General features: G+C 40.7%; 34 protein-coding genes and 1 other annotated feature (1 of these 35 only partly in view). All 34 genes read right to left on the bottom strand.

Going from position 1 to position 26,797, the window contains the following annotated elements:
* Positions 1-159: 159 nt before the first annotated feature.
* The 34 genes from map to rplJ all read right to left on the bottom strand — a co-directional run bounded on the left by map (position 160) and on the right by rplJ (position 26,673).
* Entirely contained in the window at positions 160-906 is a 747-nt protein-coding gene (gene map, locus ACSU6B_RS21845; protein WP_410888414.1) for a type I methionyl aminopeptidase, read from the bottom strand.
* Positions 906-1,553, bottom strand: a complete 648-nt coding sequence (locus ACSU6B_RS21840; protein WP_410888413.1) for an adenylate kinase — start codon at positions 1,551-1,553, stop codon at positions 906-908. Before ACSU6B_RS21840 ends, map begins: the two co-directional genes overlap by 1 nt.
* A gap of 57 nt (positions 1,554-1,610) precedes the next feature.
* Entirely contained in the window at positions 1,611-2,906 is a 1,296-nt protein-coding gene (secY, locus tag ACSU6B_RS21835) for a preprotein translocase subunit SecY (RefSeq protein WP_410888412.1), read from the bottom strand.
* Positions 2,906-3,346, bottom strand: coding sequence for a 50S ribosomal protein L15 (rplO, locus tag ACSU6B_RS21830; protein WP_168241509.1), 441 nt, complete (start codon positions 3,344-3,346; stop codon positions 2,906-2,908). The genes secY and rplO overlap by 1 nt, the downstream gene beginning before the upstream one ends.
* A 32-nt stretch (positions 3,347-3,378) precedes the next feature.
* Positions 3,379-3,561 carry a 50S ribosomal protein L30 gene (gene rpmD / locus ACSU6B_RS21825; RefSeq protein WP_088084997.1) on the bottom strand — a complete coding sequence of 61 codons (183 nt, stop codon included), beginning with the start codon at positions 3,559-3,561 and terminating at the stop codon, positions 3,379-3,381.
* Between the two features lies 1 nt (position 3,562).
* Complete coding sequence (gene rpsE, locus ACSU6B_RS21820) at positions 3,563-4,075, bottom strand: 30S ribosomal protein S5 (protein ID WP_088084996.1); 513 nt, start codon at positions 4,073-4,075, stop codon at positions 3,563-3,565.
* 24 nt (positions 4,076-4,099) lie between these two features.
* Positions 4,100-4,462 carry a 50S ribosomal protein L18 gene (rplR, locus tag ACSU6B_RS21815; protein WP_098262320.1) on the bottom strand — a complete coding sequence of 121 codons (363 nt, stop codon included), beginning with the start codon at positions 4,460-4,462 and terminating at the stop codon, positions 4,100-4,102.
* A gap of 32 nt (positions 4,463-4,494) precedes the next feature.
* Positions 4,495-5,031: a 50S ribosomal protein L6 gene (gene rplF / locus ACSU6B_RS21810; protein WP_410888411.1), complete on the bottom strand. Its 537-nt coding sequence runs from the start codon at positions 5,029-5,031 to the stop codon at positions 4,495-4,497.
* A 31-nt stretch (positions 5,032-5,062) separates the two neighbouring features.
* The gene (gene rpsH, locus ACSU6B_RS21805; protein WP_168241507.1) at positions 5,063-5,461 is read right to left on the bottom strand and encodes a 30S ribosomal protein S8; all 399 of its coding nucleotides are present in this window, start codon (positions 5,459-5,461) and stop codon (positions 5,063-5,065) included.
* Between the two features lie 29 nt (positions 5,462-5,490).
* Complete coding sequence (locus tag ACSU6B_RS21800) at positions 5,491-5,676, bottom strand: type Z 30S ribosomal protein S14 (protein WP_034676107.1); 186 nt, start codon at positions 5,674-5,676, stop codon at positions 5,491-5,493.
* 24 nt (positions 5,677-5,700) lie between these two features.
* On the bottom strand, positions 5,701-6,240 hold the full coding sequence (gene rplE / locus ACSU6B_RS21795) for a 50S ribosomal protein L5 (RefSeq protein WP_088084992.1): 540 nt from the start codon (positions 6,238-6,240) through the stop codon (positions 5,701-5,703).
* A gap of 28 nt (positions 6,241-6,268) precedes the next feature.
* Positions 6,269-6,577 (bottom strand): 50S ribosomal protein L24, encoded by a 309-nt coding sequence (gene rplX / locus ACSU6B_RS21790; protein ID WP_168245868.1) that lies wholly within the window; start codon positions 6,575-6,577, stop codon positions 6,269-6,271.
* Positions 6,578-6,612: 35 nt separating this feature from the next.
* Positions 6,613-6,981 (bottom strand): 50S ribosomal protein L14, encoded by a 369-nt coding sequence (gene rplN, locus ACSU6B_RS21785; protein WP_026565532.1) that lies wholly within the window; start codon positions 6,979-6,981, stop codon positions 6,613-6,615.
* 40 nt (positions 6,982-7,021) lie between these two features.
* The gene (gene rpsQ, locus ACSU6B_RS21780) at positions 7,022-7,285 is read right to left on the bottom strand and encodes a 30S ribosomal protein S17 (protein ID WP_088084990.1); all 264 of its coding nucleotides are present in this window, start codon (positions 7,283-7,285) and stop codon (positions 7,022-7,024) included.
* A 22-nt stretch (positions 7,286-7,307) separates the two neighbouring features.
* Complete coding sequence (gene rpmC, locus ACSU6B_RS21775; RefSeq protein WP_026565530.1) at positions 7,308-7,508, bottom strand: 50S ribosomal protein L29; 201 nt, start codon at positions 7,506-7,508, stop codon at positions 7,308-7,310.
* The gene (gene rplP / locus ACSU6B_RS21770; protein WP_026565529.1) at positions 7,498-7,932 is read right to left on the bottom strand and encodes a 50S ribosomal protein L16; all 435 of its coding nucleotides are present in this window, start codon (positions 7,930-7,932) and stop codon (positions 7,498-7,500) included. Before rplP ends, rpmC begins: the two co-directional genes overlap by 11 nt.
* A gap of 2 nt (positions 7,933-7,934) precedes the next feature.
* Positions 7,935-8,591, bottom strand: coding sequence for a 30S ribosomal protein S3 (gene rpsC, locus ACSU6B_RS21765; protein ID WP_098933838.1), 657 nt, complete (start codon positions 8,589-8,591; stop codon positions 7,935-7,937).
* A 3-nt stretch (positions 8,592-8,594) separates the two neighbouring features.
* A complete protein-coding gene (gene rplV, locus ACSU6B_RS21760) occupies positions 8,595-8,936 on the bottom strand; it encodes a 50S ribosomal protein L22 (RefSeq protein WP_088084987.1) in 342 nt (113 codons plus the stop codon).
* Positions 8,937-8,953: 17 nt separating this feature from the next.
* Positions 8,954-9,232, bottom strand: coding sequence for a 30S ribosomal protein S19 (gene rpsS, locus ACSU6B_RS21755; protein WP_026565526.1), 279 nt, complete (start codon positions 9,230-9,232; stop codon positions 8,954-8,956).
* A gap of 60 nt (positions 9,233-9,292) precedes the next feature.
* Entirely contained in the window at positions 9,293-10,123 is an 831-nt protein-coding gene (gene rplB / locus ACSU6B_RS21750; RefSeq protein WP_410888410.1) for a 50S ribosomal protein L2, read from the bottom strand.
* Positions 10,124-10,152: 29 nt separating this feature from the next.
* A complete protein-coding gene (rplW, locus tag ACSU6B_RS21745) occupies positions 10,153-10,437 on the bottom strand; it encodes a 50S ribosomal protein L23 (protein WP_066249400.1) in 285 nt (94 codons plus the stop codon).
* On the bottom strand, positions 10,437-11,060 hold the full coding sequence (rplD, locus tag ACSU6B_RS21740; protein WP_410888409.1) for a 50S ribosomal protein L4: 624 nt from the start codon (positions 11,058-11,060) through the stop codon (positions 10,437-10,439). Before rplD ends, rplW begins: the two co-directional genes overlap by 1 nt.
* A 28-nt stretch (positions 11,061-11,088) precedes the next feature.
* Complete coding sequence (gene rplC / locus ACSU6B_RS21735; protein WP_410888408.1) at positions 11,089-11,715, bottom strand: 50S ribosomal protein L3; 627 nt, start codon at positions 11,713-11,715, stop codon at positions 11,089-11,091.
* 39 nt (positions 11,716-11,754) lie between these two features.
* Positions 11,755-12,063, bottom strand: a complete 309-nt coding sequence (rpsJ, locus tag ACSU6B_RS21730) for a 30S ribosomal protein S10 (RefSeq protein ID WP_066094693.1) — start codon at positions 12,061-12,063, stop codon at positions 11,755-11,757.
* A 489-nt stretch (positions 12,064-12,552) separates the two neighbouring features.
* Complete coding sequence (gene tuf, locus ACSU6B_RS21725) at positions 12,553-13,740, bottom strand: elongation factor Tu (RefSeq protein WP_088084983.1); 1,188 nt, start codon at positions 13,738-13,740, stop codon at positions 12,553-12,555.
* 131 nt (positions 13,741-13,871) lie between these two features.
* The gene (gene fusA, locus ACSU6B_RS21720) at positions 13,872-15,953 is read right to left on the bottom strand and encodes an elongation factor G (protein ID WP_410888407.1); all 2,082 of its coding nucleotides are present in this window, start codon (positions 15,951-15,953) and stop codon (positions 13,872-13,874) included.
* Between the two features lie 48 nt (positions 15,954-16,001).
* On the bottom strand, positions 16,002-16,472 hold the full coding sequence (rpsG, locus tag ACSU6B_RS21715; protein ID WP_098933842.1) for a 30S ribosomal protein S7: 471 nt from the start codon (positions 16,470-16,472) through the stop codon (positions 16,002-16,004).
* 40 nt (positions 16,473-16,512) lie between these two features.
* Positions 16,513-16,935 (bottom strand): 30S ribosomal protein S12, encoded by a 423-nt coding sequence (gene rpsL, locus ACSU6B_RS21710; protein ID WP_026565517.1) that lies wholly within the window; start codon positions 16,933-16,935, stop codon positions 16,513-16,515.
* Positions 16,936-17,036: 101 nt separating this feature from the next.
* Positions 17,037-17,285 (bottom strand): 50S ribosomal protein L7ae-like protein, encoded by a 249-nt coding sequence (locus tag ACSU6B_RS21705; protein ID WP_410888406.1) that lies wholly within the window; start codon positions 17,283-17,285, stop codon positions 17,037-17,039.
* A gap of 135 nt (positions 17,286-17,420) precedes the next feature.
* On the bottom strand, positions 17,421-21,020 hold the full coding sequence (rpoC, locus tag ACSU6B_RS21700; protein WP_410888405.1) for a DNA-directed RNA polymerase subunit beta': 3,600 nt from the start codon (positions 21,018-21,020) through the stop codon (positions 17,421-17,423).
* Positions 21,021-21,236: 216 nt separating this feature from the next.
* Positions 21,237-24,794 (bottom strand): DNA-directed RNA polymerase subunit beta, encoded by a 3,558-nt coding sequence (gene rpoB, locus ACSU6B_RS21695; RefSeq protein WP_098933844.1) that lies wholly within the window; start codon positions 24,792-24,794, stop codon positions 21,237-21,239.
* 252 nt (positions 24,795-25,046) lie between these two features.
* Positions 25,047-25,649, bottom strand: coding sequence for a class I SAM-dependent methyltransferase (locus tag ACSU6B_RS21690; RefSeq protein ID WP_168241500.1), 603 nt, complete (start codon positions 25,647-25,649; stop codon positions 25,047-25,049).
* A 105-nt stretch (positions 25,650-25,754) separates the two neighbouring features.
* Positions 25,755-26,114 (bottom strand): 50S ribosomal protein L7/L12, encoded by a 360-nt coding sequence (gene rplL / locus ACSU6B_RS21685; protein WP_098933846.1) that lies wholly within the window; start codon positions 26,112-26,114, stop codon positions 25,755-25,757.
* A 58-nt stretch (positions 26,115-26,172) separates the two neighbouring features.
* Positions 26,173-26,673, bottom strand: coding sequence for a 50S ribosomal protein L10 (gene rplJ / locus ACSU6B_RS21680; protein WP_098933847.1), 501 nt, complete (start codon positions 26,671-26,673; stop codon positions 26,173-26,175).
* Between the two features lie 33 nt (positions 26,674-26,706).
* Positions 26,707-26,797 (bottom strand) — a sequence feature (ribosomal protein L10 leader region); it runs 56 nt beyond the window's last position.

Below are 26,797 nucleotides of genomic sequence, written 5' to 3'. Positions count from 1 at the left end.
TTTATTCAAACTAGGTAGAGCAAGCAAAGCTATTCGCTCGTATGTCGTCATGCAACCTTTCAATTCTAACATATTGAGCAGCATTCTGTCCTCAGTAAATATTACAAATTACCTAAAAACGGACCAGAATCGACAACAACTATTGAAATCTGCACAAATTTATAATTTGGTTAAGATTTCAAATCCTGCATCAGTGATCGCAACCGTATGCTCGAAATGCGCACAACGCCTGCCGTCAACAGTTACAACTGTCCAATTGTCAGTCAATGTTCTCACATATCGGCTTCCGGCATTTACCATCGGTTCAATAGCAAGTACCATTCCAGGCATAAGACGCGGACCATTGTTTGGCGGACCAAAATGTGGAATAGAAGGTTCCTCATGTAAGTCTTGCCCTACTCCGTGTCCTACATACTCGCGTACAATAGAAAAGCCATTTGCTTCCACATACGTTTGAATCGCATGGGAGATGTTCGAGAGTCGCTCGCCCGGTTTTGCTTCGTTTATGCCTAGATAAAGAGATTCCTCTGTTACCTTAAGCAAATGCTGGGAATTATCATCAATCTCTCCTACAGCATAGGTCCAAGCTGAATCACCATGATAACCTTCATACTTAGCACCGATATCAATGCTAATAATGTCTCCTTCATTGAGAACACGATTACCAGGAATTCCATGAACAAGTTCTTCGTTCACACTTGTACAAATGCTGCCGCGAAAACCATTATACCCTTTAAACGAAGGAAATGCATCTTGTGAGAGAATAAATTCTTCAGCAATCATGTCTAATTCCTTTGTGGTAATTCCAGGAGCTACATGTTTTTGTAACTCTTGATGGGTAAGGGCCACAATCCGCCCGGCCGCGCGCATGATTTCAATTTCCCTAGGGGTTTTGCAAAAGATCATTATAAGCCCCCAAGTAATTGCTCGATATCAGAGAATACCTTGTTAATATCCTGCTGACCATCAATCGTGCGAAGATAACCTTTTGTTTTATAAAAAGTTAATAATGGTTCTTGTTGTTTGATATTCACGTCTAAACGATTTTGAACAGTTTCTTCATTATCATCCGCTCTTTGGTATAACTCGCCTCCGCAACGATCGCATACGCCCTCTTGTTTTGGAGGATTAAAAACTAAATGATACGTAGAACCACATTCTTTACAAATACGACGCCCTGTCAAACGTTCCATTAATAAATCCTTATCGACATTAATATTAATTACATAGTTAATTTTTTTATTTAAATCAACTAAAAGATTTTCCAACGCCTCTGCTTGAGGTACAGTTCTAGGAAAGCCATCTAAAAGGAATCCCTTTTGACAATCTTCCTTGCTTAATCGTTCACGAACAATACCGATTGTTACTTCATCAGGAACAAGTTCGCCTTTATCCATGAATGATTTCGCTTGTAAACCTAGTTCTGTTCCTTCTTTCATCGCTGCACGGAACATATCTCCAGTAGAGATATGAGGGATGCCGTAATTTTCGACGATTCTTTCAGCTTGAGTACCTTTTCCGGCACCCGGAAGCCCCATTAATACTAAATTCACACGTGTTCCCCCCTCGTGCTATAAATTGGTTTTAGGGAGCAGTGGCCCCCAAAACCTTTACTTTATAAACCCTTTATAGTGACGTTTAACTAATTGTGCTTCAAGTTGTTTCATCGTATCTAATGCTACACCGACAACGATTAGCAAACTTGTTCCACCGATTTGAGCCGATTGCGGCAGATTGGCTAAATGAATAAATAACATAGGCAATACAGCAATCAAAGCTAGGAAGAGTGCACCAACAAAAGTTAAACGATATAAGACGCGTGTTAAGTATTCTTGCGTGCTCTTTCCTGGACGGATCCCTGGAATATAGCCGCTTTGCTTTTGCAAGTTTTCCGCTGCTTGTTCAGGGTTAACTTGGATAAATGCATAGAAATAAGTAAACGCGATAATTAACGCAGCATATAACGTCATCCCGATTGGATGAGAATAATCAAATACTTTTGTAATCCAAAGTGTTACATCATTAGTTGGAAAAAATGATGCAACCGTTCTTGGTGTTACAATGAATGAAACCGCAAAGATTACAGGAATTACACCCGCAGCATTAACTTTTAATGGCATGTGAGTGGATTGTCCTCCGACAGGATTACGTCCAGCAACCACACGTTTAGCATATTGAATAGGTATCTTACGATTTGCTTGTTGGATAAAAATAACTCCAACTACAATAGCCACAACAGCAAGTGCTATTAACACTACAGTAACAATACGTAAGAATAATGCCTCTCCTGCATTCTCAAATTGCTGTACATAAATTTGATTAATAGTTGATGGCATTCCAGCAACAATACCGGCAAAGATGATAATGGAAATTCCATTACCAACACCTTTTTCAGTAATCTGCTCCCCTAACCACATTAAAAATGCTGTACCTGCAGTTAAGACAACTGCAATAAGCAGATACGTAGCAATTCCAGGATTTTCAATCAGTTGACCGCTGGCTAAATTATTAAAACCGTAGGACATACCTAATGCTTGGATAAAACCAAGCACAATTGTGAAATATCGAGTGATTTGAGCAATCTTACGACGGCCTGATTCACCCTGCTTAGACCATTCCGTAAACTTAGGTACAACGTCCATTTGCAGGAGCTGTATTATGATCGAAGCAGTGATATATGGCATGATACCCATTGCAAAGATGGAGAATTGTTTTAATGCTCCACCGCCAAAAGTATTTAAAATTCCGAAAACACTAAGCTTATCTTGATTTGCAAGTACATCTGCATTTACATTGGGTACTGGGATAAATGTACCTAATCGAAATACGACTAACATTAAAAGGGTGAATATGATCTTCCGTCTTATCTCACCCACGCGCATAAAATTGGAGATTGTCTGGAACATTAGATCACCTCAGTGTTTCCACCAGCAGCTTCGATCGCTTCCTTAGCAGCAGAGGAGAATTTGTGAGCTTTGACAGTCAACTTTTTCTCTACGTTCCCTTTTGCAAGAATTTTGATTCCTGCTTTTTCGTTGCTAACTACACCTGATTCGATAAGAAGTTCTGGAGTAACTTCTGTACCTTCAGCAAAGCGGTTTAAAGCATCAAGATTTACAACTGCATATTCCTTACGGCTGAAGTTTGTAAATCCGCGTTTTGGTAAACGACGATATAAAGGTGTTTGACCACCTTCAAAACCTAGACGTACACCGCCACCCGAACGAGCGTTTTGACCTTTATGACCTTTACCGGCAGTTTTTCCTTGACCAGAACCGATACCGCGTCCTAGACGCTTACGATCTTTACGAGAACCCTCAGCAGGTTTTAGTTCATGAAGTTTCATATTGGCACCTCCTTATGAAAGAAAACAATAAATTATTGTTCTTTAACTGTTACAAGGTGAGCAACTTTGGTAATCATACCGCGAATAGCAGCATTATCTTGATGCTCAACTGTTTGATTCAATTTACGTAATCCTAAAGCTTTAACTGTTTCACGTTGATCGCCAGGACGGCCAATTACGCTGCGAGTGAGGGTAACTAATAGTTTATTCGCCATTTTATTTCCCCCCGTATCCTAACAGTTCTTCTACTGATTTTCCACGTAGTTTAGCTACGTCTTCAGCACGTTTTAATTGTTTTAAACCATCAATTGTTGCACGAACCATGTTAATAGGAGTATTTGTTCCTAATGACTTAGAAAGGATATCAGCTACTCCGCCTAATTCAAGAACAGCACGAACTGGTCCACCAGCGATAACTCCTGTACCTTCTGAAGCAGGTTTTAGAAGAATTTCACCAGCACCAAAACGTCCGATTACTTGGTGAGGAATGGTTGTTCCAACCATAGCTACTTCTATTAAGTTTTTCTTTGCATCTTCGATGGCTTTACGAATAGCATCAGGTACTTCTTGAGCTTTACCAGTACCGAAACCAACGTGACCGTTTTTATCGCCTACAACAACAAGGGCTGTGAAGCGGAAACGACGTCCACCTTTAACAACTTTCGCAACACGGTTAACCGTGACTACGCGTTCTTCTAGTTCAAGTTTGTTTGGATCAATACGACGCATCTTTTTGTGTCCCTCCTTTGTCTTTTAGAATTGTAAGCCGTTTTCACGGGCAGCATCAGCTAATACTTGAATACGTCCATGGTATAGGTATCCGCCACGATCAAAGACAATAGAAGTGATACCTTTTTCTACCGCACGTTTAGCAACTAATTCTCCGACCATTTTAGCAGCTTCAACATTATTAGTTGATTCTAAAGTAAAGTCTTTATCTAAAGTAGAAGCACTTGCTAAAGTTACTCCATTAATGTCATCAATTATTTGAGCATAAATATGTTTGTTAGAACGAAACACATTTAGACGTGGACGAGCTGAAGTTCCGCTAAGTTTCGCACGAACACGAGCATGTCTTTTCTTGCGAGTAGCGTTTTTATCAAGCTTCGTAATCATTTACGTCACTCCTTTCGTTTACCTATGAGGCATTACTTACCAGTTTTACCTTCTTTACGACGAACAAATTCACCTTCGTAACGGATCCCTTTGCCTTTATAAGGCTCAGGAGGACGTACTCCGCGAATATTCGCTGCTAAAGCACCAACACGTTCTTTGTCAGTACCCTTGATAACGATTTTAGTATTTGCAGGTACCTCGATTTCAAGGCCCGCTTCAGGTTCGATCTCAACTGGATGAGAGTATCCAACGTTTAATACAAGTTTGTTACCTTGCTTTTGAGCACGATAACCAACCCCGATTAACTCTAAGCCTCTAGTGAAGCCAGTGGATACACCTTCAATCATGTTCGCAAGCACGGCACGAGTAGTTCCGTGTAATGCGCGGTGTTCTTTTACATCAGAAGGACGAGTGATTGTTACAAGATTCTCTTCCACGTTGATAGTAATATCAGGATGGAAAGTACGAGTAAGTTCACCTTTAGGTCCTTTAACTGTAGCAGTATTATTATTTAAAGTAACTGTAACTCCTGCTGGAATAACAATTGGTTTTTTTCCTACGCGAGACATTTAGTGCACCTCCATTCATTCAAAAGCTCAATTACCAAACGTAAGCTAATACTTCTCCGCCGACTTGTTTTGCACGAGCTTCTTTATCTGTAATAACACCTTGTGATGTTGATACTAATGCGATACCAAGACCGTTAAGAACGCGTGGTACCTCAGTTGATTTTGCGTAAACTCTAAGTCCAGGCTTGCTTATGCGCTTAAGACCAGTAATAACACGTTCGTTACTAGCACCGTATTTTAAGAAGATACGGATGATACCTTGTTTGTTGTCTTCGATGAATTCGACGTCACGTACGAAACCTTCGCGCTTTAAAATTTCAGCAATTTCTTTTTTCATATTAGAAGCAGGCACTTCTAACTTTTCGTGACGCACCATATTCGCATTACGAATGCGAGTAAGCATATCAGCAATTGGATCTGTCATGACCATTATTTTTACCTCCTTCCCAGACTTGGGTTTTACCAGCTAGCTTTTTTAACACCAGGAATTTGTCCTTTGTACGCTAATTCGCGGAAACAAATACGACAAAGCTTAAATTTACGGTATACAGAGTGTGGACGGCCACAACGTTCGCAGCGTGTATACTCTTGTACTGCATATTTAGGCGTGCGCTTTTGTTTCGCAATCATTGACTTTTTAGCCACGTTTTCGCCTCCATTATTTAACGATTACTTTTGGAATGGCATTCCAAATTGAGTTAAAAGTTCACGAGATTCTTCATCAGTTTTAGCAGTCGTTACGATAACGATATCCATACCACGAACCTTGCTTACTTTATCGTAATCAATTTCAGGGAAGATTAATTGTTCTTTAATCCCTAATGTATAGTTACCACGACCGTCGAATGCTTTTTTAGAAATACCACGGAAGTCACGTACACGAGGTAAAGAAACTGAAACTAATTTATCCAAGAATTCGTACATGCGCTCACCACGAAGTGTAACTTTTGCACCGATTGGCATACCTTCACGAAGGCGGAAGCCAGCGATAGATTTTTTCGCACGTGTTACGACTGGTTTTTGACCTGTGATTGTTGAAAGTTCTTCAACGGCATTATCAAGTGCCTTTGCATTTGCAACTGCATCACCAACGCCCATGTTCACGACGATTTTATCAAGTTTAGGAACTTCCATAACTGATTTATAGTTGAACTTGCTCATAAGAGCAGGAGTAACTTCTTTAACAAATTTTTCTTTTAGGCGGTTCACTTATTGTACCTCCCTTCTTAATTTTAAACTATTTATCTAAAATTTCACCGGATTTTGCTACGCGTACTTTTTTGCCATCTACCGTAGTGGAACCTACACGAGTCGGGTTACCAGACTTAGGATCGATAGGCATTACGTTCGATACATGAATTGGAGCCTCAAAGCTGATGATACCGCCTTGTGGATTCACTTGAGAAGGTTTAGAGTGTTTCTTTGCAATGTTCACGCCTTCTACTAGTACACGGCTATCTTTAGGATAGGCAGCAAGGACTACTCCTGTTTTGCCTTTATCCTTTCCAGAGATGACTCTTACGTTGTCACCTTTTTTCACATGCATCATTAAGCACCTCCTTAAAGGCATTTGAATTTAAATTATAGTACTTCTGGAGCTAGAGAAACGATTTTCATAAAGTTGTTGTCGCGAAGTTCACGGGCAACTGGTCCGAAGATACGAGTTCCACGTGGGCTCTTATCATCTTTGATAATTACACATGCGTTTTCATCAAAACGAATGTATGAACCATCAGGTCGACGAGCACCGCTCTTTGTACGAACAATAACTGCTTTAACAACGTCACCTTTTTTAACAACGCCACCTGGTGTTGCTTGTTTTACTGTACAGACGATAACATCACCAATACCAGCAAACTTGCGACCAGAACCACCAAGAACTTTAATCGTTAGTACCTCACGAGCACCAGAGTTGTCAGCAACTTTCAAACGTGATTCTTGTTGAATCATGTGTGTAACCTCCCTTCGGAATGAAGCTTAATCCGAACAATTAAATAATAACTGCTTTTTCTACAACTTCAACTAAACGGAAACGTTTAGTAGCTGAAAGCGGACGAGTTTCCATGATACGTACTACATCGCCGATTTTTGCTTCATTTTGCTCATCATGAGCTTTATACTTTTTAGAGTACTTAACGCGTTTACCATATAAAGGATGCTTTTTTTGTGTTTCAACAAGAACCGTTACTGTTTTATCCATCTTGTCAGAAACAACGCGTCCTGTGTAAACTTTACGTTGGTTGCGTTCACTCATTGTGTGAACCTCCCTTCAATTATCACTTGTTAACGTTGATTTCTCTTTCACGAACAACTGTTTTCATACGAGCAATCGCTTTGCGTACTTCACGAATGCGAGCAGTGTTTTCAAGTTGTCCTGTCGCCAATTGAAAGCGAAGGTTGAAAAGTTCTTCTTTTAAAGATTTTACTTTTTGTTCAATTTCAGCAGTGGTTAGGTCACGAAGTTCATTAGCTTTCATTTGATTCACCACCAATTTCTTCTCGTTTTACAAACTTACATTTAACAGGAAGTTTGTGCATTGCAAGTCGAAGTGCTTCACGAGCGATCTCTTCAGAAACGCCAGCAATTTCGAACATGATTTTTCCAGGCTTAACAACAGCTACCCAGCCTTCAGGTGCCCCTTTACCGGAACCCATCCGTACTTCTAGAGGTTTAGCAGTGTAAGGCTTGTGTGGGAAAATTTTAATCCAAACTTTACCGCCACGTTTCATGTAACGTGTCATCGCAATACGGGCTGCTTCGATTTGACGATTCGTGATCCATGAAGCTTCTAAAGCTTGTAGGCCGAATTCACCGAAAGTTACTTCTGTACCGCCTTTTGCGTTACCACGCATGTTACCACGGTGTTGACGGCGATATTTTACGCGTTTTGGCAATAACATGATTATTTGCCTCCTTCCGCATTTTTCTTCTTAGTAGGAAGGACTTCTCCCTTGTAGATCCATACTTTTACGCCTAGCTTACCATAAGTAGTATCAGCTTCAGCAGTAGCATAATCGATATCTGCGCGAAGTGTATGAAGTGGAACTGTTCCTTCGCTGTAATGTTCAGCACGAGCGATATCCGCACCGCCAAGACGACCAGATACTTGTGTTTTAATACCTTTTGAACCAGCGCGCATAGCACGTTGAATTGCTTGCTTTTGTGCACGACGGAAAGATACACGGTTTTCTAATTGACGAGCAATATTTTCAGCAACTAGTTTCGCATCAACGTCAGCTCTCTTGATTTCAAGGATATTGATGTGAACACGTTTGCCAGTTAATTGATTTAATGCTTTACGAAGTGCTTCAACTTCCGTACCGCCTTTACCAATAACCATACCAGGCTTAGCTGTATGCACTGTTACGTTTACACGGTTTGCAGCACGTTCGATTTCTACTTTAGAAACAGAAGCATCTTTTAAACGCTTCGTGATGTATTCACGAATTTTAAGGTCTTCGTGTAAAAGAGTAGCGAAGTCTTTGCCTGCGTACCATTTAGATTCCCAATCACGGATGATTCCAATACGCAAACCGACAGGATTTACTTTTTGACCCACAGCTTATCCCTCCTTCTTTTCTGATAATACGATTGTGATGTGGCTAGTGCGTTTAAGAATCTGGCTTGCACGGCCCATTGCGCGAGGACGAAAACGTTTCAACGTTGGTCCTTCGTCGACAAATGCTTGTGCAACAACTAGGTTGTTAACGTCCATTTCATAGTTGTGCTCAGCATTTGCCATAGCTGATTTTAATACTTTTTCCACGATTGGAGAAGCAGCCTTAGGTGTGAGATTTAAAATCGCCACAGCTTCACCAATTTGCTTACCTCGAATTAAATCTACGACTAAACGTGCTTTACGAGGAGCAATACGAACTGTTCTTGCAACAGCTTTAGCTTGCATTTGGATGCCCTCCTCTCTTAACGTCTTGTTTTCTTGTCATCATTACCATGGCCCTTGTAAGCACGAGTTGGAGCAAATTCTCCAAGCTTGTGTCCTACCATGTCTTCAGTAACATATACAGGCACGTGTTTGCGACCATCATATACAGCGATAGTGTGGCCAATAAATTGTGGGAAGATTGTAGAACGGCGTGACCAAGTTTTAATAACTTGTTTGCTTTCAGTCTCGTTCAACTTTTCAACCTTAACCATTAAATGATCATCAACAAATGGTCCTTTTTTTAAGCTGCGACCCATGAAGGAACCTCCCTTCGTGACTGTTCTACGGTTCTTTCTTTGAACCGTAGGAGAATCACGTTATTTTTTACGACGACGTACGATGAATTTATCTGATTTGTTTTTCTTTTTACGAGTTTTGTATCCAAGAGTTGGTTTACCCCATGGAGACATTGGTGATTTACGTCCGATTGGTGAACGTCCTTCACCACCACCGTGTGGGTGATCATTAGGGTTCATTACAGATCCACGAACTGTTGGGCGTTTGCCTAACCAACGATTACGTCCTGCTTTACCAATGTTAATTAATTCGTGTTGTTCGTTACCTACTTGACCGATTGTTGCACGGCATTCAGCAAGAATCATACGAACTTCACCAGAATTTAAACGTACTAGTACGTATTTTCCTTCTTTACCAAGTACTTGTGCGCTTGTTCCAGCAGAACGAACTAACTGGCCGCCTTTTCCTGGTTTTAACTCGATGTTGTGTACTACTGTACCAACAGGAATGTTTGTTAGTGGAAGTGCGTTACCCACTTTAATATCAGCCTCAGGGCCAGACATTACTTCCAATCCAACTACTAGGTTTTTAGGAGCTAAGATATAACGCTTTTCTCCATCCGCGTAGTTGATTAACGCGATATTTGCAGAACGGTTAGGATCGTATTCGATCGTAGCAACGCGTCCAGGAATGCCATCTTTGTTACGTTTAAAGTCAATTAAACGATATTGACGTTTATGACCGCCACCTTGATGACGAACAGTTAACTTACCTTGGTTATTACGGCCGCCTTTTCTCTTTACAGGTGCTAAAAGAGATTTTTCTGGAGTGCTAGTTGTGATTTCTGCGAAATCAGAAGTAGTCATTCCGCGACGACCATTGGAGGTAGGTTTGTACTTTTTAATCGCCATTTTATTTCCCTCCTCTTCTTGATAGGTTCTTATGCTTCAAAGAATTCGATTTCTTTGCTATCAGTTGTTAATTTTACAATTGCTTTACGACGTTTGTTTGTGTAACCACCGAATTTCCCCATACGCTTAAATTTACCTTTGTAGTTCATGATGTTTACTTTCTCAACATCAACGCTAAAGATTTCTTCAATCGCATCTTTAACTTGAGTTTTGTTAGCTCTAACATCAACTTCAAAAGTATATTTCTTTTCAGCCATTAGGTCAGTAGTACGTTCAGTGATAACGGGGCGCTTAATGATATCGCGTGCATCCATTATGCAAGCACCTCCTCTACTTTTTCAACCGCTGCTTTAGTCATGATCAATTTCTCATGATTAACAACATCTAATACGTTAATTCCATCTGCTGTTACTACTGTGATACCAGGAATGTTACGAGCAGAAAGTGCTACATTTTCATCAAGGTCAGCTGTAACGATTAATGCTTTCTTCTCAACAGAAAGACCGTTTAATACTGTTTTGAAATCTTTTGTTTTCGGAGTATCGATAGCTAAAATATCTAACACTAAAATGTTTTCTTCCAATACTTTAGAAGAAAGCGCAGATTTGATTGCTAAACGACGCACTTTTTTCGGTAATTTATAGCTGTAGCTGCGTGGTGTTGGACCGAATACAGTACCACCTCCGCGCCATTGTGGAGAACGGATAGACCCTTGACGAGCACGTCCAGTTCCTTTTTGACGCCATGGCTTACGACCACCGCCGCGTACTTCAGAACGAATTTTAGTTTTATGAGTTCCTTGACGTAATGAAGCTCTTTGCATAACGATCGCTTCAAATAATACGTGTTGGTTAGGCTCAATACCAAATACAGAATCATTAAGTTCGATGTCCCCAACTTGTGATCCAGCTTGGTTCAATAATGCTACTTTAGGCATTCTTTGTTCCTCCTTTCTTAAAGGGTGACTATGCTTTAATTGCACCTTTAATTTTTAATAGAGCTTTTTTAGCGCCTGGTACGTTACCTTTGATTAAAAGTAAGTTACGCTCTGTATCAACCTTAACGATTTCAAGGTTTTGTACAGTGATTTGTTCTCCACCCATACGACCAGGTAATAATTTACCTTTGAATACGCGGTTTGGAGCAACAGGTCCCATTGAACCAGGACGACGGTGATAACGTGAACCGTGAGCCATTGGGCCGCGTGATTGTCCATGGCGTTTAATTACACCTTGGAAACCTTTACCCTTTGAGATTCCTGTTACATCTACGATATCGCCGGCAGCGAAAATATCAACTTTGACTTCTTGACCAACTTCAAAGCCTGCTAAGTCATCTCCGCGGAATTCGCGAACGAAGCGCTTAGGAGCAGTGTTTGCTTTAGCAACATGTCCTTTTTCTGGTTTGTTAGCTAACTTTTCACGTTTGTCTTCAAAACCAACTTGAACTGCAACATATCCATCGCTTTCAACTGATTTCTTTTGAAGAACTACGTTTGGAGCTACCTCAACTACAGTTACAGGAATTAAGTTACCATTACTTGCAAATACTTGAGTCATACCAATCTTTCTTCCTAAGATTCCTTTGGTCATTTAAGTCACACCTCCTAGATTATTTATCATTTATTTTGATTAAAGTTTAATTTCGATATCAACACCAGATGGTAAATCTAAACGCATCAACGCATCAACTGTTTGCGGAGTTGGGTTAACGATGTCGATTAGACGCTTATGTGTCCGTTGTTCGAATTGCTCACGTGAATCTTTGTACTTATGAACCGCACGTAGAATCGTGTAAATAGTTTTTTCAGTCGGTAGCGGAATTGGACCCGATACAGCCGCACCAGAACGTTTTGCTGTTTCAACGATTTTTTCTGCAGATTGATCAAGGATTCTGTGATCATACGCTTTTAAACGGATACGAATTTTTTGTTTTGCCATTATTTTCCCTCCTTTATTCGCCTATTTTCTAAATAGACATTCTCAGTGAAAATTTCCCTCACACACTCGCCATGGCAAAGCGGCCGGGTGTGTCAGCAACCTTTCACATCATCGCAGTCAAAGACCAACATTGTCTATTATACATAAAACATAAAACAAACGCAACACTTATTACGATTTTTTTTTATGCCTCTGTTTCGAACACTTTTCCTATTATAGCGGCTGATATTCACTTTATCAACTATTATTATCAATCTCCAGAAATATCCTAATATAAAGGTTGAGGTACGAATATTATGAATATAATTATAAAGGTTGAGGTACGAATATTATGAATATAATTATATAGAAGAAACTCGATCTAAAACCTTTTTAAAACAATGTCATTAACACAGCCAAAACAACAAAAAAGCAGATGGATCGTCATCCATCTGCTTTTTATATGTTTACTAATTATCCACTCAGCACTAAAGGAGCTGCAGTTTCTAATTACTCAGTGATTGTAGTGATTGAACCTGAACCTACTGTACGTCCACCTTCACGAATAGAGAACTTAGTTCCTTCTTCGATAGCGATTGGAGCGATAAGTTCAACAGTCATTTCGATGTGGTCGCCAGGCATAACCATTTCAGTACCTTCTGGAAGCATACAAATTCCAGTGATATCAGAAGTACGGAAATAGAATTGTGGACGGTAGTTTGAGAAGAATGGAGTGTGACGTCCACCTTCTTCTTTTGATAAAACGTAAACTTGTGCTTTGAACTTTGTGTGTGGAGTGATTGACTTTGGTTTAGCCAATACTTGACCACGTTCGATATCTTCACGAGCTACACCACGAAGAAGGGCACCGATGTTGTCACCTGCTTCAGCGAAGTCAAGAAGCTTACGGAACATTTCTACACCTGTAACAGTAGTAGATTTTGGCTCTTCAGTGAAACCTACGATTTCAACTACGTCCCCAACTTTAACTACACCACGCTCAACACGTCCTGTAGCAACAGTTCCACGACCAGTGATTGAGAATACATCCTCAACTGGCATCATGAATGGCTTGTCAGTGTCACGAGTTGGAGTTGGGATCCACTCATCAACAGCTGTCATAAGTTCATTGATTTTTTCTTCCCATGCAGCTTCGCCTTCTAATGCTTTAAGAGCAGAACCTTTGATAACTGGAGTGTCATCACCAGGGAAGTCGTATTCTGATAATAGATCACGAATTTCCATTTCTACTAATTCAAGAAGCTCTTCATCGTCAACCATGTCACACTTGTTCATGAATACAACAAGGTATGGTACACCTACTTGACGTGAAAGAAGGATGTGTTCGCGAGTTTGTGGCATTGGGCCGTCAGTTGCAGATACAACTAGGATACCGCCGTCCATTTGCGCAGCACCAGTGATCATGTTTTTAACATAGTCAGCGTGTCCTGGGCAGTCTACGTGTGCATAGTGACGAGCATCTGTTTCATATTCTACGTGTGCAGTAGAGATTGTGATACCACGTTCTTTTTCTTCTGGTGCACCATCGATTTGATCGTATGCACGTGCTTCTGCTTTACCAGATTTAGCAAGTACAGAAGTGATTGCAGCTGTTAAAGTTGTTTTACCATGGTCAACGTGTCCGATTGTACCAATGTTAACGTGTGGCTTTGAACGGTCGAATTTAGCTTTACCCATTAGGAAATCCTCCTCTAAATTATAAAAATTTATGTTTAGTTTTTTATGTAAGCCGTAAATAGGGTTGTCCCAAACTCACGGCTTCCACTGCCTACAATTGTAGTTATACTTTATCAAAAGGTGAAAATCAATTATTCACCTTTATTTTTTTTGATGATTTCTTCAGAAACTGACTTTGGTACTTCTTCATAGTGATCGAAGTGCATGGAGAATACTCCACGTCCTTGAGTACTCGAACGAAGTGCTGTTGCATAACCAAACATCTCTGAAAGTGGAACGCTAGAGCGAACTACTTGTGCGTTACCACGAGCTTCCATACCTTCAACACGGCCACGGCGAGCTGTGATTTGTCCCATGATATCTCCTAAATATTCTTCAGGGATAACAACTTCAACTCTCATCATAGGCTCAAGAATAACAGGCTTACACTTAGAAGCAGCATTCTTAAGTGCCATTGATGCAGCGATTTTAAACGCCATCTCTGAGGAGTCAACATCATGGTATGAACCATCAAATAATCTTGCTTTAATATCAACTAATGGATATCCAGCAAGAACACCACGGTCTAGTGCATCTTCAAGTCCAGCTTGAACAGCAGGAATGTATTCACGAGGAACAACCCCACCAACAATACCGTTTACAAACTCGAATCCTTTACCTTCATCGTTAGGTGAGAATTCAATCCAGACATGTCCATATTGACCACGACCACCAGATTGACGAGCGAATTTACCTTCAACTTGTGCAGAAGCACGGAAAGTTTCGCGATATGCAACCTGAGGCGCACCAACATTAGCTTCTACCTTAAACTCACGACGCATACGGTCTACAAGAATATCAAGGTGAAGTTCACCCATACCCGCAATGATTACCTGTCCAGTTTCCTGGTCAGTATGTGCACGGAATGTAGGATCTTCTTCTTGAAGTTTTTGAAGTGCAGTTGTCATTTTGTCTTGGTCAGCTTTTGATTTTGGTTCTACTGAAAGTTGAATTACTGGTTCTGGGAATACCATAGACTCAAGGATAACAAGATTTTTCTCATCACAAAGAGTATCACCAGTAGTTGTATCTTTCAAACCTACAGCAGCAGCAATGTCACCCGCGTAAACCTTAGAGATTTCTTGGCGGCTGTTTGCATGCATTTGCAGGATACGTCCTACACGCTCACGCTTGCCTTTTGTAGAGTTTTGGACATATGATCCAGCATCTAATGTACCAGAGTAAACGCGGAAGAATGTTAATTTACCAACATAAGGGTCAGTCATAACTTTGAATGCTAGAGCAGAAAATGGCTCTTCATCGCTAGAATGACGTTCAACGATTTCTTCATCATCATCAACAGCATGCCCTTTAATTGCAGGCACATCTAATGGAGATGGAAGGTAATCGATAACAGCATCTAACATTAGCTGAACACCTTTGTTTTTGAATGCTGAACCACAGATAACTGGATAGAATTCAACATTAACAGTACCTTTACGAATCGCTGCTTTAAGCTCTTCTTTAGTGATTTCTTCTCCACCAAGGTATTTTTCCATTAATTCTTCATCTAACTCAGCTACTGCTTCTACTAACTTTTCACGGTATTCTTCAGCTTGAGCGCGGTATTCTTCAGGAATCTCACGTACTTCAATGTCAGTACCTAAGTCATTTCCGTAAAATACTGCATTCATTTCCACAAGGTCAATGATTGCTTCAAACTGATCTTCAGCACCGATTGGCAACTGAATTGGATGTGCATTTGCTTGAAGACGGTCATGGATTGTTCCTACAGAATATAAGAAGTCTGCTCCAATTTTGTCCATCTTGTTTACAAATACTACACGAGGTACACCGTAAGTTGTTGCTTGACGCCAAACTGTTTCAGTTTGCGGTTCAACACCAGACTGTGCATCAAGTACTGCTACTGCACCATCGAGTACACGTAAAGAACGTTCAACTTCAACTGTAAAGTCTACGTGTCCCGGTGTATCGATAATGTTTACACGATGGCCATGCCATTGTGCTGTTGTTGCAGCGGAAGTGATTGTGATTCCGCGCTCTTGTTCTTGCTCCATCCAGTCCATCTGAGAAGCACCTTCATGTGTTTCACCAATCTTATGGATACGACCAGTGTAATAAAGAACACGCTCAGTGGTAGTCGTCTTACCGGCATCAATGTGAGCCATGATACCGATATTACGAGTGTTTGCTAAGGAGAACTCTCTTGCCATTGGGTCTTTCTCCTTCCTAGTTTGAAAGTTTTTATATTGAAGGTTAGATTACCAACGATAGTGAGCAAACGCTTTGTTTGCTTCTGCCATTTTGTGTGTATCTTCGCGCTTTTTAACAGATGCACCAGTGTTGTTAGCTGCATCCATGATTTCATTAGCTAAACGCTCTTCCATCGTTTTTTCTCCACGGTTACGTGAATAATTCACTAACCAACGAAGACCTAGAGTTGAACGGCGGTCAGGACGCACCTCAACTGGAACTTGGTAGTTAGCACCACCTACACGGCGAGCTTTAACTTCAAGTACAGGCATGATGTTTTTAAGTGCCGCTTCAAAAACTTCCATTGGCTCTTTGCCAGTACGTTCGCGAATTGTATCGAACGCTGAGTAAAGAATTTCTTGTGATTTACCTCTCTTACCGTCAACCATCATTTTGTTGATTAAACGAGTAACTAATTTAGAGTTATAAAGTGGATCTGGTAACACGTCTCTTTTTGCTACAGGACCTTTACGTGGCATTATATTTCCTCCTTTCAAAGAAGCTTCTATTTAAGTTGTTTTATTTCTTAGCTGCTTTTGGTCTCTTTGTACCGTATTTAGAACGTCCTTGCATACGGTTGTTTACACCAGCTGTATCAAGTGCTCCACGTACGATGTGATAACGTACCCCTGGTAAATCTTTTACACGTCCTCCACGGATAAGAACAACGCTGTGTTCTTGAAGATTGTGACCAATACCAGGAATGTATGCTGTTACCTCGATACCATTAGTCAAACGTACACGCGCATATTTACGTAACGCTGAGTTTGGTTTCTTTGGTGTCATTGTACCAACACGAGTACATACACCGCGTTTTTGTGGTGAAGATACATTCGTTTGTGATTTTTTGAAGCTGTTATAACCTTTATTTAACGCAGGTGATTTTGACTTTTCCTCTTTAGATTGACGAGGTTTCCGCACTAATTGGTTAATAGTTGGCATTTGTGTTTCCTCCCTTCATTATTTGTAAGCCCACACATCCAGGTGGTTCATTTTTTCGCAAAAACAAAGTTTTTGCAGACTTGCTATCTACAAAAACGCTTTTAGCTGATAATTGCAACAGTTGAAGCACCAACTTCAATCCCGCATGCCTTCCCGAGTTTTTTCATCGAGTCAACATATAGGATAGGAACATTTATATCAAGAGCTTCTTTAACAACTGCTGCTGTTACTTTCGCATCAGCATCAATTGCTATAATCAACTCTCGCACATTACCATCTTTAAGTGCTTTGACTGTTTGTTTTGTTCCTATGACGAACTTTTGTGCCTGCAATACTTTTTCATAAGACATAGTTCATATCCTCCAAAGTATCAGGTGAATAGGAGCACCTTTGATATAGTACCATCTTTATAAATAGATGTCAACACGACTTTAAATAATTTCTTAAAATAAGGAATCTGCTAGTTAGCAGATCCCTTATTTTCATTAATCAATCGTAACTGTTTCTTCAGAAGTGGTATCACGGAGTACAGGCTCAGCTTTACGATAACGCGGCATTCCTGTTCCAGCCGGAATCAACTTTCCGATAATTACATTTTCTTTTAGACCTAGTAATTCATCACGTTTACCTTTGATGGCTGCATCAGTAAGAACTCTTGTTGTTTCTTGGAAAGATGCTGCAGATAGGAATGAATCAGTTTCAAGCGACGCTTTGGTAATACCAAGTAATACTGGACGACCTGTAGCCGGTAATTTGCCAGCTAACAATGCCTTTTCATTCGCATCAGTAAACTGATGGATATCAAGAAGCGTACCTGGAAGAACATCTGTTTCACCAGCATCCCCCACGCGAACCTTGCGCAGCATTTGACGGACCATTACTTCAACGTGCTTATCACCAATTTCTACCCCTTGCATACGGTAAACCTTTTGTACTTCTTTTAATAGGTACTCTTGAACAGAGGTAACATCTTTTACTCTGATTAACTCTTTCGGATCAATCGAACCTTCAGTTAGTTCTTCACCACGAGCGACATGATCATTTACTGCCACTTTCAAACGTGCTGTATATGGAGCATTGTAGGTGCGTGATTCAACTTCACCTTGAACAACAATTTCATGTTGGCGATCACGGCCTTCATTAATTCCAACAACAACACCTTCAATTTCAGTGATAACTGCTTGACCTTTAGGGTTCCGAGCTTCAAAAATCTCTTGGATACGCGGTAAACCTTGAGTAATATCGTCTCCCGCAACACCACCTGTATGGAAAGTACGCATTGTTAACTGTGTACCCGGCTCACCGATGGATTGCGCTGCAATAATACCTACAGATTCACCAACCTCAACCTCTTGACCAGTTGCCAAGTTGCGGCCATAACACTTCTTACATACACCATGACGGGTATTACATGTAAACGCAGACCGGATTTTTACTTGTTCAATACCTGCTTCGACAATAATTTCTGCTAAATCCTCAGTAATCAAGCCATTTTCAGGAACAAGTACTTCCTTGGTTTCTGGATGTCTAATCGCAGTTCGTGCATGACGGCCAATTAGACGTTCATCCAATCCTTCGATAATTTCAGTTCCGTCTTTTAATGCACTGATTATAAAGCCACGGTCTGTTCCACAATCATCTTCACGGACAATAACATCCTGTGCAACGTCAACAAGACGACGTGTTAAGTAACCAGAGTCAGCCGTTTTAAGGGCAGTATCAGCAAGACCTTTACGCGCACCATGAGTGGAGATAAAGTACTCTAATACGGTTAATCCTTCACGGAAACTTGATTTAATCGGTAATTCAATAATTCGCCCAGCCGGGTTGGCCATTAGACCACGCATACCAGCTAACTGCGTAAAGTTAGATGCGTTACCACGGGCACCGGAATCACTCATCATAAAGATTGGATTCGATTTATTCAGGGATTTCATTAGCTTACCTTGAATGGTGTCTTTTGCGGCACTCCAGATCGCAATAACACGATCGTAACGCTCATCTTCAGTAATTAGACCACGTCTGAACTGCTTCAAAACGTTATCTACTTTACCTTGTGCTTCTTTAAGAATTTCCTGCTTTTCAGGAAGTACGACAATGTCAGCTACACCAACCGTAAGTCCTGCTTTCGTTGAATGCTTAAAGCCCAAGTCCTTCATGCGGTCAAGCATTTTTGACGTTTCGGTAATTTTGAAACGCTTGAATACTTCAGCAATGATATTTCCAAGGATTTTCTTTTTGAACGGATCAATTAATGGCATTCCTTGAATTTTCGCCTTAATGTCTTCGCCTTTTTCAACAAAATATTTTACAGGTGTTTCTACTTCCAAATTCTGTCTAGTTGGTTCATTAATATACGGGAATGATTTTGGCAGAATTTCATTGAAAATAAGTTTACCAACTGTTGTGATTAATAACTTATTATTTTGTTCTTCTGTGAATGTTTCATTTCCTAATGAGCCCGCATGGACAGCTACACGTGTATGCATGTGAACATAGCCGTTTTGATAAGCAAGAACTGCTTCGTTCGTGTCTTTAAAAATCATTCCCTCACCGACAGCGCCATCTCTTTCCAATGTTAAGTAATAGTTACCTAAAACCATGTCTTGAGAAGGAGTAACAACTGGCTTACCATCTTTAGGGTTTAAGATATTTTGTGCTGCAAGCATTAATAATCGTGCTTCTGCTTGTGCCTCTGATGAAAGCGGCACGTGAACAGCCATTTGGTCACCATCAAAATCCGCATTGTATGCTGTACATACAAGAGGATGAAGACGAATCGCACGGCCTTCAACAAGTGTTGGTTCAAATGCTTGAATCCCTAATCTATGCAATGTAGGGGCACGGTTTAATAATACCGGATGCTCTCTGATTACATCTTCAAGTACATCCCATACATCTGGAGATACTCTTTCTATTTTACGTTTTGCAGATTTAATGTTATGTGCTAAGCCCTTTTCAACGAGTTCCTTCATAACAAATGGCTTAAATAGTTCTAACGCCATTTCTTTAGGAAGTCCGCACTGATACATTTTTAAGTTCGGTCCTACAACGATAACGGAACGTCCAGAATAATCTACACGTTTTCCAAGCAAGTTTTGACGGAAACGGCCTTGCTTTCCTTTTAGCATATGGGAAAGTGACTTCAATGGACGGTTACCTGGTCCTGTAACTGGACGCCCGCGGCGGCCGTTATCAATCAAGGCATCAACTGCTTCTTGAAGCATCCGTTTTTCATTCTGAACAATAATGCTTGGAGCACCTAAATCTAACAAACGCTTTAAGCGGTTATTACGGTTTATTACACGACGGTAAAGATCGTTTAAATCAGATGTCGCAAATCTCCCCCCATCCAATTGAACCATTGGACGAAGTTCAGGAGGTATAACTGGAAGAACGTCAAGAATCATCCATGAAGGCTCATTTCCAGAACCACGGAATGCTTCCAGCACTTCAAGGCGTTTAATCGCACGCGTACGACGCTGACCTTGTGCACTTTTTAATTCCTCTTTTAAGGCGTCTACTTCCTTGTTTAAATCGATATCAAAAAGAAGTTTTTTAATTGCTTCTGCACCCATAGAAGCTTGGAATTTATTTCCATACTTTTCACGGTATGCACGATATTCTTTTTCAGATAATAGCTGCTTTTTATCAAGAGCTGTATCACCGGATTCCGTCACTACATAAGAAGCAAAGTAGATGATTTCCTCCAAAGCCCTTGGCGACATGTCTAAAACAAGTCCCATTCGGCTTGGAATTCCTTTAAAGTACCATATATGTGAAACTGGTGCAGCAAGCTCGATGTGCCCCATTCGTTCACGACGAACTTTAGCACGAGTTACTTCCACACCACAGCGGTCACATACTACACCTTTATAACGGACACGCTTGTACTTCCCGCAATGACATTCCCAGTCCTTCGTTGGACCGAAAATTCGTTCACAGAATAAACCATCCTTTTCAGGCTTTAATGTACGATAGTTAATCGTTTCTGGTTTTTTGACTTCTCCGAAAGACCATGAACGGATTTTGTCCGGTGAAGCAAGACCAATCTTCATATACTCAAAATTATTAACATCCAGCAAGGGGCCTACCTCCCTTTTGATATCTCCAGGTTTTACCCTTATTGCGTTATAAAGCGGAAGCGCGCGTCTTAGCCCCGACAAGCATAAGACGAAATCCGCAAGAAGGCGTCTTTTGCCTTCTGGAGGATTTTGGCTTATGACCTCGAGGGGTTGCGCGCTGCAGCTAGGAATCAAGTTAAGTTGGAGTGCAGATTGCACTCCAACTAGCATATATTATTACTCTTTTGAACCGACTTTTTCAGATTCAAATGCTTGCTCAGGAACGATGTTTAACGTATCGACTTGTTGTAAGTCATCGTCATCTTCCGTATCGCGCATTTCAATTTCTTCTTCATCACCAGAAAGAATTTTTACATCCATTCCAAGACTCTGAAGTTCTTTAATTAATACTTTGAATGATTCAGGAACACCTGGTTCCGGAACATTTTCACCTTTAACAATCGCTTCATAGGTCTTCACACGACCAACAACGTCATCTGATTTAACAGTAAGAATTTCTTGAAGTGTGTATGCTGCTCCGTATGCTTCAAGTGCCCAAACTTCCATCTCACCAAAACGCTGTCCGCCAAATTGAGCTTTACCGCCCAATGGCTGCTGCGTAACAAGTGAGTAAGGACCAGTTGAACGGGCATGGAGTTTATCATCGACCATGTGTGCGAGTTTAATCATATACATGACACCCACAGAGACACGGTTATCAAATGGTTCCCCAGAACGGCCATCATAAAGGACCGTTTTCGCATCACGAGCCATTCCTGCTTCTTCAATCGTTCCCCAAACATCTTCTTCACGCGCTCCATCAAATACAGGAGAAGCGACATGAATACCTAGGTAGCGAGCTGCCATCCCAAGGTGAAGTTCAAGCACCTGTCCAATGTTCATACGTGAAGGTACGCCCAGTGGATTTAACATGATATCAACAGGTGTACCATCTGGTAAAAACGGCATATCTTCTTCCGGTAAAATACGAGAGATTACCCCTTTGTTACCATGACGTCCCGCCATTTTATCTCCCTCAGAAATCTTACGCTTCTGAACGATATAAACACGGACTAGTTGATTCACACCTGGTGGCAGTTCATCGCCATCTTCACGATTAAAGACTTTTACATCAAGAACAATTCCGCCGCCGCCATGTGGAACTCGTAGTGATGTATCACGAACTTCACGTGCCTTCTCACCAAAGATCGCGTGTAAAAGACGTTCTTCAGCAGTTAATTCTGTAACCCCTTTTGGCGTAACTTTACCAACTAGGAGGTCTCCATCTTTAACTTCAGCACCCGTACGGATAATTCCACGCTCATCCAAGTTGCGAAGGGCATCTTCACCCACGTTTGGAATATCACGTGTAATTTCTTCAGGTCCGAGCTTTGTATCACGAGATTCTGACTCGTATTCTTCGATATGGATAGATGTGTATACATCATCTTTAACAAGACGTTGACTCATAATAATCGCATCTTCATAGTTATAGCCATCCCATGTCATAAAAGCAACAAGGACGTTGCGTCCAAGAGCTAATTCACCAAGTTCCATTGATGGACCATCAGCAAGAATTTCGCCTTTTGTTACGCGGTTGCCCACAGCAACGATTGGACGTTGGTTATAACATGTTCCTTGATTGGAACGGATGAATTTTAACATACGGTACTTATCAAGATTACCTTTAACCTCTTGACCATCAACAACATTAATGCGACGCACCCATACTTCACGTGCTTCTACATGCTCAACAATACCTTCGTGCTTACAGATAACCGCAGCACCTGAGTCTTTACCGGATACGTATTCCATACCCGTTCCAACTCTAGGAGCTTCTGGCTGCATAAGCGGTACTGCTTGACGCTGCATGTTCGCACCCATAAGGGCACGGTTGGAGTCATCGTTTTCAAGGAATGGGATACACGCTGTTGCCGCAGACACAACCTGCTTTGGCGATACATCCATATAATCAATTCGTTCACGTTTAACTACCGTGTTTTCACCACGGAAACGAGCAACAACATCTTCATCAACGAATGAACCATCATCACTTAGACGAGAATTCGCTTGGGCTGTAACATAGTTATCTTCTTCATCAGCAGTTAAGTAATCAATCCGACTCGTAACTTTCCCTGTATCAGGGTCGACACGACGGTAAGGTGTTTCAATAAAACCAAAACGGTTTACTTTTGCATAAGATGATAACGAGTTAATCAGACCAATGTTCGGACCCTCTGGCGTTTCGATCGGACACATACGACCATAGTGGGAGTAGTGAACGTCACGAACTTCGAACCCAGCACGCTCACGCGTTAAACCACCAGGCCCTAAGGCAGATAGACGACGCTTGTGTGTTAATTCAGCAAGCGGGTTGGTTTGATCCATGAACTGCGATAACTGAGAGCTTCCAAAGAACTCTTTAATCGATGCAATAACTGGACGGATATTGATCAATTGCTGCGGTGTAATCGTAGCAGTATCTTGGATTGACATTCTTTCGCGAACAACACGTTCCATCCGGGATAATCCAATACGGAACTGATTTTGTAAGAGTTCTCCTACAGAACGAAGACGTCTATTACCAAGATGGTCAATATCATCTGTATCGCCTACACCATGCAGTAAATTAAAGAAGTAGCTAATAGATGCAATGATATCAGCAGGTGTAATATTTTTAATTGGTTCGGCAACATAGGCATTACCTAAAACATTAATGACTTTTTCATTTTCATCGCCAGGAGCATAAATCTTAATGTCCTGAAGAGTAATCTCTTCATCTACCACGCCGCCATAAGGATTGAAGCCTTTGAAGTTGATATTCTTCTCCAAGGCTGGTAAGACTCTATCCAGGTTTCTCCTGTCTAGAACTGTTCCCTTTTCAGCGATAATTTCGCCCGTTTCAGGATCCGCAAGGGATTCTGCTAAGCGCTGGTTGAATAAGCGATTTTTAATATGAAGCTTTTTATTAATTTTATAACGGCCTACATTCGCAAGATCATATCGCTTTGGATCGAAGAAACGCGAAATTAATAGACTCTTTGCGTTTTCAACAGTAGGGGGTTCACCCGGACGAAGTCGCTCATAAATTTCTAGAAGCGCTTTGTCAACACCTTCTGTATTGTCCTTCTCTAATGTGTTACGGATGTACTCGTTATCACCGATCAATTCGATGATTTCTTGGTCAGAACCGAAGCCAAGTGCACGCAAAAGAACCGTAACGGGCAGTTTCCGAGTACGATCTATTCTCACATATACGACATCTTTGGCGTCTGTTTCATATTCCAGCCAAGCGCCGCGGTTCGGAATGACAGTAGCCGAGTAGCCACGTTTTCCATTTTTATCGAGTTTCCCACTAAAGTATACGCTCGGAGAACGCACTAATTGTGAAACGATAACACGCTCTGCCCCGTTAATGACAAACGTACCCGTTTCAGTCATAAGTGGAAAATCACCCATAAAAACATCTTGATCTTTTACTTCGCCTGTTTCTTTGTTTACAAGACGTACTTTTACACGTAATGGAGCAGAATATGTAACGTCCCGTTCTTTTGATTCTTCAACAGAATACTTTGGATCGCCAAGGCTGTAATCAATAAATTCTAGTGATAGGTTACCAGTAAAGTCTTCTATTGGTGAAATGTCCTGGAACATTTCACGCAAACCCTCATCAAGAAACCATTGATAGGAAGAGGTTTGGATTTCAATAAGATTTGGTAATTCTAAAACTTCACTGATTCGTGCGTAACTTCTTCGTTGGCGGTGTCGTCCATACTGAACTAGTTGACCTGTCAACTGATTCACCCCTCAAATCAAGCGTTATTATTAAAATCTATTAGCGTTTATGGATCAGAATTTTACTTCCTTTCCAGTAAACAAAAAGAAAAAGGGTTTTTTACTAAAAACCACATTTTCACATTTTGACTATTATTTTGTCATCATTTCCTTAATATCCCTTTTTTATACGTTGAAATTAAGTATTTTAAGGAATAATTCGGAAATTATTATGATGGCATTTTATAATGCTATCATAGTGACATTTTCAAGTCAACTTTTTTGTGCCTTTATGACAAAATAACCTTTGGATTTGTCAATAGTTTCGACGTGGTTAAATAAATTATTTAATTTTTCAATTGCGGATGGTGCTCCTTGTTTCTTTTGAATGACAACCCAGAGCTCACCCTGAGATGTAAGATGCTCGAAGCTTTGTTCAAAAATATCATGAACCGTTTTTTTTCCCGCTCTTATCGGTGGATTTGTTAAAATAGCAGCAAACGTGTTTTCTTTTACATTCAGCAAACGATCACTTTCATATATCTTAACATTCTGTATCCGATTAAGTTCTGCATTTTCCTTCGCCAAAGCAATCGCCCGTTCATTAACATCAATCATATGTATCATACGATCGTGGTAAGATTTCGCAATCGAAAGACCAATTGGTCCATAGCCGCAGCCTACATCCAGAAGTAATCCATCTGCATTCGGCATTTCAAAAGACTCAATTAATAAACGTGAGCCGAAATCTACTTCTCTTTTTGAAAAAACACCGTTATCCGTTTTAAAACGGAACTGGTTATTTTTTAAAGTGTAATCCCAAAATTTCGGATCACTTTCAACCTTCTGCATTCGAGAATAGTAGTGTTCAGACAACTGACTCACCTCCGAGGAATATTAATAATTGAAGATAACCGAGGACTAAAAATTTAGTTAAGGCAAAAAAAGCCCGCTTATACAGCGAGCTTTTTTATAAGATTATTACTTAACTTCAACGTTTGCTCCAACTTCAGCAAGTTTAGCTTTAACTTCTTCAGCTTCTTCTTTAGAAACGCCTTCTTTAACAGCTTTTGGTGTGTTGTCAACAAGGTCTTTTGCTTCTTTAAGTCCAAGACCAGTGATTTCACGAACAACTTTGATAACCTTGATTTTTTGATCGCCAGCGCTAGCTAGGATAACATCAAATTCAGTTTGTTCTTCAACAGCCGCTACAGCTGCGCCACCCATTGCAACTGGAGCTGCAGCAGTTACGCCAAATTCTTCTTCGATTGCTTTTACTAGATCGTTAAGTTCTAAAACAGTCATAGTTTTAACTGCTTCAATGATTTGTTCTTTAGTCATGATAAATTTCCTCCTTAGTTTTCGTTCAAATTTATTTGATGTGCGTATTCAGGCTAGCTTACGCGCCTTGTTCTTCTTTTTGTTCTGCAACTGCTTTGGTAACAAGAGCAAGGTTGCGGATTGGAGCTTGTAGTACGCTGAGTAACATAGATAGTAAACCTTCGCGTGATGGTAGGTCTGCAAGAGCTTTAATTTCTTCGGCTGTTGCAACGTTTCCTTCAATTACACCCGCTTTAAGTTCAAGTGCTTCATGTTTTTTCGCAAAGTCATTCAAGATCTTAGCTGGTGCTACTACATCTTCAGTACTGAACGCAATTGCGTTAGGGCCTGTTAATGCAGCGTTTAAGCCAGCAAGTTCAGCAGCTTCAGCCGCACGGCGAACCATTGAGTTTTTGTAAACTTTAAATTCAACGCCTGCTTCACGAAGTTGTTTACGAAGTTCAGTTACTTCTGCAACTGAAAGACCACGATAATCAACAACAACAGTAGAAACACTAGCTTTTAACTTATCAGTAATTTCATCAACGATTTGTTTCTTTAATTCGATTACACTGCTCATCTTTACACCTCCTGTAGAATGTCTACATTTATACCAGGCAAATAAAAGCCTCCATATCAACCGGTGACATGGAGGCAGCATACAACAGCTGAACAAGTTCAGCTAATTCTATCGCATTACCTCG

The organism is Neobacillus sp. C211, from assembly GCF_051842875.1.
Lineage (GTDB): Bacteria > Bacillota > Bacilli > Bacillales > Cytobacillaceae > Neobacillus.
Note: the sequence above shows the minus strand (reverse complement) of the source record. Positions and strands in the feature narration are given on the sequence as shown.